Consider the following 10,568-nt stretch of genomic DNA (forward strand, 5'->3'; position numbering starts at 1 on the left):
ATTGCTACGACCGACGCCGGTCGTCGGGGCGCTTGCGGTGCAGCCACGTGGCGGCCGCCACGGCCAGCAGCGTGGGCAGCCAGAGCCATTTGAACTCGCTTAGCATGGTGGCCACGCCCCGGGCCGAGAAAAAGCCCCCGCCCACCGGCGACACCCGCACCGGGCGCCAGGGCAAGAAAAACCGCTCGGCGCTGAACGGCGCCAGCAGCGCCACGCCCAGGCCGCCGTTGGTGAGCATGTCGAGCACGGGGTGCGTGGCCGTGGCCAGGGCAAACCACAGCGCCAGCGGCCCGCGCGGCCGGAGGTCGGAGCGGGGCCACCCCACGTAGGCCATCAGCAGCCCGGTGAGGCCGGCGAAGACCAAGGAATGCGTGAAGCCGCGGTGGCCCCACATGCTGGCGTAGGGGATGCCGAGCCGAAAAGTAACGGCGTCGAAGTCGGGCAGGATGGCGCAGAGGGCGGTGAGCCACCAGAAGCGAGCGGGCAAACGGCCGGAGCGGGTGAGGCGGCCGAGGCCGGCGGCCACGAGGGCGTGGGTGAAGATGGTAGGCATGGCGCGGGACAAGTTAGGGCCTGCCGGACCCGCGGCGGCCACGTTATGTCGGCCGGACCGCCACGCGGCCTGCCACACCGTTCCCAGTTGTCGGGACGCGTTGGACCGAAAGCGTTACGGTTGTAAGTTACCGGCTCAATTATTGCGCGCTTCCGCGTTCATCCATACCCTTTTTATCTACATGAAACATTGGTACCGTTTGCGCCTACTGGCCTTATTGCTGGCGCTGAGCCCTTGCGCGCAGGCCCAAACCCTGGACGCGAGTTTCGCTCCCACCGTGCTGAAGAACCCGCCGGCCTCTTTTACCTTCTACGTGCGGGCCATGCTGCCCCAGCCCGACGGCAAAGTGGTGGTAGCCGGCGGCTACGACTTCGTCAACGGCACGCTCACGAGCCGGGTGCGCCGCCTCAACCCCGACGGCAGCCCCGATCCGACGTTCCAATCCCAGCAGGGCACCGGCCCCGATTATCCGCTGGTGCAGGCCCTGGCCCTGCAGGCCGACGGCAAAATCCTCGTCGGCGGCAGCAACGCCGTGTACTACAGCGGGACGTACGCGCCGGGGCTGACGCGCATCAACGCCGACGGCAGCGTCGACGCCAGCTTTAACGCGGGCAACGCGGGCTTCGACCCCTACATTTTCGGCAACCCGAGCATCCGCTGCCTGGCCGTGCAGCCCGACGGCAAAATCTTGGTGGGCGGCAGCATGGTCAACTACAACGGCCAGGCCATCGGCGGGCTGGTGCGCCTCAACACCGACGGCACGCTGGACCCGTCGTTCAGCGCCGGCACCGGAATTCAGGTGGCCGCCGGCGTGGGTGTGGTCGAAACCATTCTGGTGCAGGCCGACGGCCACATCGTCATTGGCGGCACGTTCAGCTCGTACAACGGCACCGCCGTCAACAACATGGTGCGCCTGACGGCCAGCGGCGCCCTGGATACCAGCTTCGGCATCGGCACCGGGCCGGGCGGCCTGACGTCTGCCGTGCGCAGCGTGGTGCAGCAGCCCGACGGCAAGCTGCTGGTGGGCGGCACGTTCACCACCTTCAACGGGCAGCCCACCGGCAACGTGCTGCGCCTGAACCTGGACGGCACCCAGGACAACACCTTCCAGGCGGGCACGCCGGCGCTGAGCGGCGGGGTGTACCGCATCCGCCTGCGGCCCGACGGCAGCCTGCTGCTGGTGGGCGCTTTCACCAGCTACAACGGCACGCCGCGCGGGGGCATGGCCAAAGTCAGCAGTACCGGCGCGCTCGACGCGGGCTTTGCCACCGGCTCCGGCCTGAACGCCGGCGGCTCGGTGTACGACCTGGTCGAGAACAGCAACGGCACGTTTCTGACGGGAGGCACCTTCACCAGCTACAACGGCACGGCGCGCACCGGGCTGGCCCTGCTCAGCAGCGGCGGCGCGCTGGACGCGGCCTACAACCCCGTGCTCGAAGTGCGGGGCACCGTCAGCACCACCACGCTGCTCAACAACGGGCAGATGGTCATCGTCGGCGCCTTCTCGAATTTCAACGGCGCCACCGTCAACAACAGCGGCCTGCACCTGATCAACGCCGACGGCAGCTACAATTCCCTCATCGTTCCCACGCCGTCCACCAGCACTTCTTACGTGCAGCCCAACGGCACCATCTACGCGGGGCGCCTGTCCGGCACGAGTGGCAACTACACCTTCACCATTTCCCGCCTGCTGCTCAGCGGGGCCAACGACGCCAGCTTTACCCCCGTGGCCCTGTCGTTGGTTGGCAACACCTACCAGCTCAATCCGCCCGTCGTTCAGGCCAATGGCAACGTGCTGCTAACGGGCAACTTCTCCAGTGCCAACGGCAACGCCCGCGCCGGGGTGCTCCAGCTGCTGCCCAACGGTACGCTCACCAGCTTCGCGCCGGCCGCGGCGCCGTGGCAAACGGCCGGGGTGGTGCCGCAGTTTACCGCCCTCCCCAACGGGCAGATACTGGCGGCCTGGACCGACGCCGCGGCCGTACGCACCTCCCTCATCCGCCTGAACGCCGACGGCACCACCGACAACAGCTTCTCCATCGGGGCGGGCGCCACCGGGGGCACGTTCACGGTACTGGGCGTGACGCCCACCGGCGGCGTGCTGCTGAGCGGCGGGTTTACCAGCTTCGCCGGGCAGGCCACGCCCACCGGCCTGGTGCGCCTGACCAGCACCGGCAGCCTCGACGCCACCTTCGCCCCCGCCACGGCACTGCGCGCGGCCTACGTGCAGGCCGACGGGCGCCTGCTGGGCATGCGCGTGCCCACGCCGCCCACGGCCCAATTGGTGCGCCTCAACCTCGACGGCAGCCTCGACCCGGCCTTCACGCCGGTCAGCATTCCGCAGAGCATCTACACCGGCTCGGTGGTCAACGGCGTGGCGGTGCAGCCTGCCGACAACAAAATTGTGGTCTGGGGCGGCTTTGCCACCGTGGCCGGCCAGCCCCGCATCGGGTTGGCCCGCCTCAACAACGCGGTGCTGGCGACGCGGGAAGCTCGCAGTGCCTTGGCGCTGCACGCCTACCCCAACCCGGCCCGGCAGCGGGTGCAGCTGCAGTTGCCGGCGCCGGCTGCGGCGGGCGCGCAAGCGGCTACGCTGCTGGACCTGCAGGGCCGCGTGGTGCGCGGCTGGGCACTGACCACGCCCCAGACGACGCTGGAACTGCCGCTGAGCGGCGTCGCGCCCGGGGTGTACCTGCTGCGGGTGCAAACCCAGCGGGGCCCGGCGCAGCAGCGCCTGCTCATTGAGCGGTAACGGCCCGACGCCGGCTACCCGAGCGGCTCCTGCGCGGCAGGAGCCGCTCTTTTTTTGCCCGCTGCGAAGCGCACCGTCAGCGGTAGTGGCGGAAAATGCCGTGGTCGAAGGGCGTCCAGAGGGCGGCGCGCTGCCCGGCGGCTTTCAGGGCCGCGTTGGCCCAGGAGTTACAGGTGTAGAAGAGGTTGTAGGTGCCCTTGGCTTCGTAAAACGCGTCGTAGCGCCCGTAGCTGTGGCCCTCGATGTGGCGGGCGCGGCCGCGGCGGTCCAGGGCAAAGCTGGCGAGAATAAAGCGGATCAGGCGGTTATACTCGCGGCGGGTGAGCGTGATGCGCACGCACTCCGGGCCTTCGGCGGGGCGGTGGTGAAAGGTGGCGTGCATCGCCGTGGTGCTCAACCAGAACATGGCCTCAAACGCCACGCGCGGCTGCAGCTCGGCCCAGGTGGGCGTGTTCAGGTAGAAGCCTTTGTCGCCCCAGCCGAAGCCCAGGTAGTCCATCGAGGCGTCGGCGGCGGGCGTGTCGGCGTAGGCAATCAAGCGCGACCAATCCATCTGCGCGTGGCGCACGGGCACCACGATGTCGGTGTGCACGCCGTTGGAGAGGATGAAGCACTCGACGGTTGCGGGCCCGTCGGGGCGGCGCCGGCGCACCGGAATTCGGGACAGCGTGAGGGCCGCCGCCCCGTACAGGGCCAGGGCGCCGAGCAGGCCGCCGCCGGCGTAGGCGGTGATTTTGGCGGCTTTTCGTAAGGAATTGAGCATGGTACTATCGGCCGGTTTGCCGCGGCCGGCTGCGCCTGATACGGCGCGGCCGCCGGTTCCGCTGCCGAGCTTGGGCAAAAGTAGTCCCCGGCGTCACCGCCGCGCCTTTCCGCGGGCGCATGTCCATGGGTGGGCCGTGCGGCGGCAGTTCCTGCGCCCCGTGCGGTAAACTGCCAGGGAGGCTGCAGCGGGCGTCGCTCGCCCAGGCAAATCGGCAGGTAGCGGCCCACGAAGGCCGCCCGGCTTGGTGCGCCCGCCGCAGCGCCGGGCTGGCATATCGGCCACCCAGCCCGGCGCCGCCACGATACCCCAACCGCAACCTATCAAGAACAGCGGCACCCCGCCGATAAAGCGGGTTTCAGCGCATAAGCAACGGAAACAGGCAAGGCGTGGCTTGGGTCGTTGTTTCGGAGCAGCCCGGCCAATCCCGGAAACGGTGGACCTAGACCGCGGCGCGGCGGCGCAGGTGCCACCACGCCAGCGCCGCGCCCGCCGCCAGCAGCAGGGCCGCTTCGTGGTCGAGGGGCACGGCCGTGGGCGGGGTGTCTTCACCCGCGTCGAGGGCGGCGTGGGCCTGGAGCACCTCCTGCTGCTTGCGGCGCAGGGCAGCTTTCTGGGCGTCGTTTTCCAGCGAGAGGTAGGCCGTGAGCGGCGTGAGGATGCCCGAGCGGAAACTGGCCTGAATGGCCGGCAGGCGGGTGGCCGCGGCCGCGGCGGGCTGCAGGGCCAGTTGCTGCTGGTAGCCTTGCAGCCGTAGGCCGGTCAGCCAGCGGGTTTCGTTTGGCGGCAGCCCGGAGGCGGCGGGCTGGTTCAGCACGATGCTGGGCTGGCCGTCATCGGGCAGGTAGGCGCGCGGCCGGGCGGCCGTGGGCCAGGCCCGCACCGGGGCCGGGGCGCCGGGCGCCGGCGCGGCGGGCCAGGGCTGCTTCGAGTCGTGGCGCAGCGAACGGGCTTCGAGCGAGCCGCTGCTGGGCAGCACGTAGTACGCGGGGCTTTCGGGATACGCGGCGGCCAGGTCGGCTACATCGTCGTCGAGCACAGCCTGGGCGGCGCGGTCGGTCACGACGACCAGCACCGGGTAGCTGGTGCGGGGCTGCTGCTGCGCCCGGGCCAGCGTCTGGCGCAGGGCCCCGGCCAGGTACAGGCCGCCCGCGGCGGGAGCGTCGGCCAGGGCCCGCTGCCAGTCGGCGCCGGCGGGCAGCGCGCGGGCGTAGGCATCGACGAGGGTGAAGCGCGGGGCACCGGGCAGCGGCTGCCGGGCCAGCAGGGCTTGCACGGCCCGGCGGTAGCCCGCCCGGCGCCCCGGCTGCCCCGCCGATACATCGAGCAGAAAGTGGTAGTAGGGCCGGCGTTGCACCCGCGGCAGGCGCTGTTTGGCGGCGCGGCTCAGGTACACCACCTCGCGCCCGGCCGTGGCCACCTCCCCCACCGCCGGCTGCCGGGCCGCGTCGCCCAGGGCCAGCGTGCGGCCGTCGAGCTGCAGCTGCACGGGTTCTTTGTGCACGAAGCAGATGCCGGTGCGCCGTACTTCCCGGGCGGCGAAGGGAAACACGCGCAGACCCAGGCGGTTGTCGCGCAGGTAGTGCAGAATGCCCGGGTCCCGGTTGCGGCCCTCGTTCAGAATCTGGGCGTAGACCCAGGCAGCGGCTTTCAGCTCGGCCAAAATGCCGTGCTCCCGCCGCCCGGCAATGTCGAGGTAATAGTCCTGCACCCAGCAGCCCGGCGGCAGGGCCAGCTCGGCGGCGTACTGCGGCCGGTTCCACTGCTGCACGCTGTCGGGGCCGGTGATTTCCAGGTCCACCCAGCTGATCCAGGCGCCTTGGGCAGCGTCGTAGCGGCTGCGCTGTTGCACGCGCGTCAGGCGCGGACCGCCCGGGGGCGCGGCGGCCGGCCGTAGCGCGGCCCAGTTGTCGGCCTCCGCGGGCGCCGCTTCGTCGCCGAAAATGCGCTCCAGCCGCGTCAGCTTCTCGTCCGACAGCGTGAGGTTGTCGAGCACCAGCCAGTTGAAGTACGTGGAGAGGTAGGGCTGGCCGTGGCCCATCAGGGCAGCGTCGCCTGACTTGTGGCTGCGCACCGCCGCCAGCGTGGTCAGCAGCGCGTCGGCATCCAGGGGCTGCGGCGGGCGGGCGTAATCGGGGGCGTAGACGTAGGCCAGGGCCGCGTGCAGGGTGCGGCGGTAGTGCCCGTAGCGGACGGTAAGCGCCAGCGGCAGCACCAGCAAGCCGGCCAGCACGGCCGCCCGCAGCCCCCAGCGCGGGAAAGCGCCGCGCAAGCGCGTGAGGTCTTCGTCGAGCACCTGCGCGTGCACCAGCAGCAGCAGCAGCGGGGCCAGCATCAGAAAGCCGGTGCCGATGGCAATGACGGCCAGCACCGACAGCGGCAAAAACGGCAGGAACACCACGAAGAAGTAGAGCGTGTAGCTCAGCGTGGCGCTACGGGCCAGCAGCAGGGCCAGCCGGGCCCCGCGTCCGGCCGGCGCGGGCAGGCACAGCAAAAGCGCGTTCAGCGCGGCCAGGGCGTAAAACCACGGGCTGCGGAAGTCACCGAACACACCGGGCCGGGCAAGGTTGGCGTTGACGGCCAGGCCCAGCAGCGGCAGCACGCCCGCAATCAGCAGCTTCCAGAGCAGCTGGTGCTCGTGCCACAGCCCGGCCTTGCGGCTGACGACCACGTAGAGGCCCCGTGCCAGGAAAAACAGGAACGTCAGCGGCGCCAGCATGAACAGGCCCACCCCCAGCACGTCCTGCAGGCTGCGGCCGAAGCTCCCCGGCAGCGCATCCAGCAGCGTGACCAGCAAAAAAGAGCACAGCGGCACGCCCAGCGCCAGCCCGAAGCTGGGCAGCGCCGCCACGGGCCGGTCGGCGGGCACGGAGCGCACCACCAGCAGCAGTACGGCGTGGGCTACGGTGGGCATCAGGAAAGTGAAGGCGTACAGCTCGGCTTCGCTGCCCACCATCCAGCGCGGCACCTCGGGCGGAAACAGCAGCCCGGCCCCGGTGGCAAAGTAGTAGTACATGCCGCCCAGGTTGAGCAGCAGGGCCAGCACCCCGTAGGCCACCGGCAACGGCTGCCGCCGCCACAGGCACCAGAGCGCGTAGCCGGTGTGCAAGACGCCCAGCGCCAGCAGCCCCGCTCCCACTGTGCGCCAGGCCTGCAGGCTTTCGGGAGTGAGCAGGGAGCGAATCACGCTGAACTTCCCGGCCAGTAGCAGGAGCAACACCGCCACGGGCAGGGAGTTCAGCAGCAATAGCCACTTCGGATTTAGCAGACTACGCATCGGATAGCAGGTGGATAAGCGGTGGAACAGCCCGCGGTGAATAACGCCACAAACATATTTCAAAATACTTTGCACTACAAAGTAAGCGCGCAAAAATTTTGGGCACCCGGCCCGGTCTCCGTTCACTGCCAGCGCTTCCCAGCCTTATTTTTGACGCCTCGCTAGCCCCTGCCCCTCATGGAACCCGCTGCCAACGACCCGATCTACGCTATTCCGGCATCTTTTCGCCGCATGGAAAACCTGCACATTGTCTTTTGGCTGCTCAAGGACGTGGGCTGGTGCATGATCTGGAAGCCCCTGGGGCTGACCATGATAGTACCCACGCTGGCCATTGCCTTGGTCATTGCCTGGCGCACGCGGCACCTGATGTCGGAGCTGGCCCACAACCTGGCCATTGTCTTTTGGATTTCGGCCAACTCCTACTGGATGATCAGCGAGTTTTTCGGCTTCGACACCGTGCAGTTCGGCCACGGGGTCACTGGCAAGCATTTGGCCATCATCCCGTTTACCCTGGGCCTGCTGATTCTGGCGTATTACTACCTGGTGCAAAAGCCGCGCGAGGCCCGGCTGCTACCCAAGCAGGTGGCCACGCTGTGACGCGGTGAACGACGCACCCAGCCGCGTCTGACAATCCAACGGCCGCTTCCCTCGTCGGAAAGCGGCCGTTGGCTTTACTGGGCGCTGTCGTCAGCGGATGTCGCGCTTTGCCCGCCGCCTTCCATGCCGTTGGTTTGGTCACTGTCGCCGTAGCCGCCGCGCTGGCCGCTGCCGTCGCCCATGTGGCCCTGCGTCGCGGCGGGTTGGGCGGCGTCGGTGCCGGTAGAGGCCACGTCGGGGGTCTGCTGGGCGTTTTCGCGGCGGCCTTGTGCTTCGGCGGATTCGTTGGGCGTGCTCTCGGAGTCTTTCGGATCGGGTGTCATGGGGTGCGAAGAAATGGTGGTAGGGCCGAAACCGGCTTGCTAGGCTGTACGGCCGCACGCAGCCACGGTTCGTCGGCTACACCAGCCAGCCGCCTTCTTCCGCCACGCGCACGCCCACCGCGGCCCCCGGCTGCAGGCCGCGCTCGGCCGTGCGCAGCCGCACCGTGGCGCCGCCCCGGAGCCGCACCGTGGCCTCGTAGTAACTGCCGAAAAACCGTACGTCCGTTACGGTACCCGGCACCCCGGCCTCGGGCGGCCCCAATCGAAAATCTTCGGGCCGCACCAGCAGCTGCTTGGCGGGGCGCGCCTTGGCCGGCGCCGCAAACTGCCGCGCCGCGGCCCCGGCCAGCACGTTGTAGTCGCCGAACAGGGCAGCCACGTACTCGCTTGCGGGCTGGCGGTAGAGCTGCTCCGGCGGGCCCTGCTGCACCAAGCGGCCGGCTTGCAGCACCAGGATTTCGTCGGCCCACGAGAGCGTATCGAGCGGGTCGTGCGAGACGAGCAGGTAGGTCAGCCCGAGCTGGGCGCCTACGTCGCGCAGCACGGCCTTAAGCGTCTGCTTGTGGGCGCTGTCGAGGTTGGAGAAGGGCTCGTCGAGCAGCAGCAGGCGCGGGGCGCCGAGCAGCAGCCGGGCTAGGGCAATACGCTGCCGCTCCCCGCCCGAAAGCTGGTTGGTCTTGCGCGGCAGCAGGTGGTCGATCTGGCACAACTCGTAGAGCTTCTGCGCTTCGGCGGCCCCAAGCTTGTCGGCGTAGCGCAGCACCTGCTCCACGCGCAGAAACTTGGGCAGCTCGAACTGCTGCGAGAGGTAGGCAATGCCCGGGTGGCCCGGAATCAGCTTTTCGTGCGGGTCCTCCACCAGCTGGCCTTCGAAGCGTACTTCGCCCGTGCTCGGCGAGGCCAGCCCGGCCACCACTTGCAGCAGCGTGCTCTTGCCCGCGCCGGTTTCGCCGGCTATGGCAATGCGCTGGAACTGCCGCTGCGTGAAACTGACGCCGTGCAGGCCGAAGTGGCCGGCCTCCTGAAAGCTGATGTTGGAAACGGAAAGAAACGCCATAACTGCCCAAAACACGAAGCTACGACAGCTGCCTGGCAGTACGACGCCTAGGGCCCTATGGCTGCCGCGTCAGGTTGTCCAGGTCCATGGTCAGCAGCGGCTTGAGGCTGCCTTTTTTACCCGAGGCGGCTCCGGCCAGGTCGCGCGTTTTGGTCCCGATGCGGGCCGTTACGGTCAGCGCGCCCCCGGCCGTTTCGCGGATTTCGTACCGGGCCGAGCCGTTCTGGAAGCGCAGACTCAGCCCGGCCTTGGTGTTGTGCAGCGTGAAGGGCGGCGCTTTCTCAGAGCGGAGCGCGGGGTAGCTGAACTCGACGCTTTCATCCTTGCGCAGCAGCGCGTAGTAGAGCGTCGTGGAATCCACGGCGAAGATGACGACCCGCTTGCCGTTTTCGGCCAGCTGAAACGAGCAGATTTCTTCCTCGCCGCTGGGATACAGTTCCTGCCATTCCGTCGATACCATCCGCCGCCCGTTCCATTCCTCCCGGGAGTACATCACGAACGGGCCGTGCGACTGGTCTTCCCGGTAGCTACTCACCAGGAACAGCTCGTTGTTGCTGCGCACGCTGAACTGGGTTGTTTCTCCGCCCCAGGAGCCGGTCTGCTGCACGCTGATGCGCTTCCGCTCGGCGTCGACCTCGAACATGCCGCAATAGCTCTGCGCCAGGTCGGTAAATGCTTCGTTGTGCGCGAAACCGGTGGGCGTTGCCAGATACACCTGAAAGGACACGTTGCCGCGGCAGCTGTTGTGCCCGTCCTGAATGGCCAGGTCCGGGCGCCCGTCGAAGTTGAAATCCTTACTGATCAGCCAGTTCTGTTCGGCGTAAGGAATTCGCGCAACGGCAGCACCGGCTACTTGATAATCCGGCTCCACGTACAGCTCCGTCGATTCCAGTTTGATCAGCGCCTGCTTGGTCTGGTCGCAAACGGCTATCCAGCCAACGCCGCTGGTGTCGCTATCGACGTGGATGCGGGCCACATATAGCGGCGAGAAGTCGTCAATCAGGTATTCCCGCTGGGCGTGGGCGGTAAAAGAAGCCAGCAACAGTAACAGGGCTACATAGCAGCGCATAAGGATAGGATAGCGGGCCGTTTCGGCGCAAAGAACGAGCATTAACACCATGGTTTGCACGACGTTCTTTTTTCCTCATTCCAGCAAACGCAAAACCGGCCGCCTCCCTCGCGGGAAGCGGCCGGTTCGCATTGCTGAGCCTGCGGGCAGCTTAAGCTACCGGCTGCTCCGTCGACT

General features: G+C 68.3%; 8 protein-coding genes. 2 read left to right on the top strand and 6 right to left on the bottom strand.

Annotated elements, in window-relative coordinates; translation table 11 throughout:
• Positions 1-4 precede the first annotated feature (4 nt).
• Positions 5-553: a metal-dependent hydrolase gene (locus LJ737_RS26275; RefSeq protein ID WP_227769755.1), complete on the bottom strand. Its 549-nt coding sequence runs from the start codon at positions 551-553 to the stop codon at positions 5-7.
• Positions 554-734: 181 nt separating this feature from the next.
• On the opposite strand from LJ737_RS26275, the gene LJ737_RS26280 reads away from it, so the two are divergent.
• Positions 735-3,305, top strand: coding sequence for a T9SS type A sorting domain-containing protein (locus LJ737_RS26280; RefSeq protein ID WP_227769756.1), 2,571 nt, complete (start codon positions 735-737; stop codon positions 3,303-3,305).
• 76 nt (positions 3,306-3,381) lie between these two features.
• On the opposite strand, the gene LJ737_RS26285 is transcribed toward LJ737_RS26280, so the two are convergent.
• Entirely contained in the window at positions 3,382-4,068 is a 687-nt protein-coding gene (locus LJ737_RS26285; RefSeq protein ID WP_227769757.1) for a TIGR02117 family protein, read from the bottom strand.
• 442 nt (positions 4,069-4,510) lie between these two features.
• Complete coding sequence (locus LJ737_RS26290) at positions 4,511-7,345, bottom strand: MSEP-CTERM sorting domain-containing protein (protein WP_227769758.1); 2,835 nt, start codon at positions 7,343-7,345, stop codon at positions 4,511-4,513.
• 177 nt (positions 7,346-7,522) lie between these two features.
• Between LJ737_RS26290 and LJ737_RS26295 the strand changes: the two genes are divergently transcribed.
• Positions 7,523-7,942, top strand: coding sequence for a hypothetical protein (locus LJ737_RS26295; RefSeq protein ID WP_227769759.1), 420 nt, complete (start codon positions 7,523-7,525; stop codon positions 7,940-7,942).
• A 74-nt stretch (positions 7,943-8,016) separates the two neighbouring features.
• Here the strand turns inward: LJ737_RS26295 and LJ737_RS26300 are convergent, their stop codons facing one another.
• The 3 genes from LJ737_RS26300 to LJ737_RS26310 all read right to left on the bottom strand — a co-directional run bounded on the left by LJ737_RS26300 (position 8,017) and on the right by LJ737_RS26310 (position 10,391).
• Positions 8,017-8,265, bottom strand: coding sequence for a hypothetical protein (locus LJ737_RS26300; RefSeq protein WP_227769760.1), 249 nt, complete (start codon positions 8,263-8,265; stop codon positions 8,017-8,019).
• Between the two features lie 76 nt (positions 8,266-8,341).
• Positions 8,342-9,322: an ABC transporter ATP-binding protein gene (locus tag LJ737_RS26305; protein ID WP_227769761.1), complete on the bottom strand. Its 981-nt coding sequence runs from the start codon at positions 9,320-9,322 to the stop codon at positions 8,342-8,344.
• A 55-nt stretch (positions 9,323-9,377) separates the two neighbouring features.
• On the bottom strand, positions 9,378-10,391 hold the full coding sequence (locus LJ737_RS26310; RefSeq protein WP_227769762.1) for an XAC2610-related protein: 1,014 nt from the start codon (positions 10,389-10,391) through the stop codon (positions 9,378-9,380).
• Positions 10,392-10,568: the final 177 nt, after the last annotated feature.

It is taken from the genome of Hymenobacter sp. 15J16-1T3B (assembly GCF_020711235.1).
GTDB lineage: Bacteria > Bacteroidota > Bacteroidia > Cytophagales > Hymenobacteraceae > Solirubrum.

Coding starts and splice junctions, on each gene's coding strand:
- LJ737_RS26275 (WP_227769755.1), bottom strand. CDS start 553: ATGCCTACCATCTTCACCCACGCCCTCGTGGCCGCCGGCCTCGGCCGC.
- LJ737_RS26280 (WP_227769756.1), top strand. CDS start 735: ATGAAACATTGGTACCGTTTGCGCCTACTGGCCTTATTGCTGGCGCTG.
- LJ737_RS26285 (WP_227769757.1), bottom strand. CDS start 4,068: ATGCTCAATTCCTTACGAAAAGCCGCCAAAATCACCGCCTACGCCGGC.
- LJ737_RS26290 (WP_227769758.1), bottom strand. CDS start 7,345: ATGCGTAGTCTGCTAAATCCGAAGTGGCTATTGCTGCTGAACTCCCTG.
- LJ737_RS26295 (WP_227769759.1), top strand. CDS start 7,523: ATGGAACCCGCTGCCAACGACCCGATCTACGCTATTCCGGCATCTTTT.
- LJ737_RS26300 (WP_227769760.1), bottom strand. CDS start 8,265: ATGACACCCGATCCGAAAGACTCCGAGAGCACGCCCAACGAATCCGCC.
- LJ737_RS26305 (WP_227769761.1), bottom strand. CDS start 9,322: ATGGCGTTTCTTTCCGTTTCCAACATCAGCTTTCAGGAGGCCGGCCAC.
- LJ737_RS26310 (WP_227769762.1), bottom strand. CDS start 10,391: ATGCGCTGCTATGTAGCCCTGTTACTGTTGCTGGCTTCTTTTACCGCC.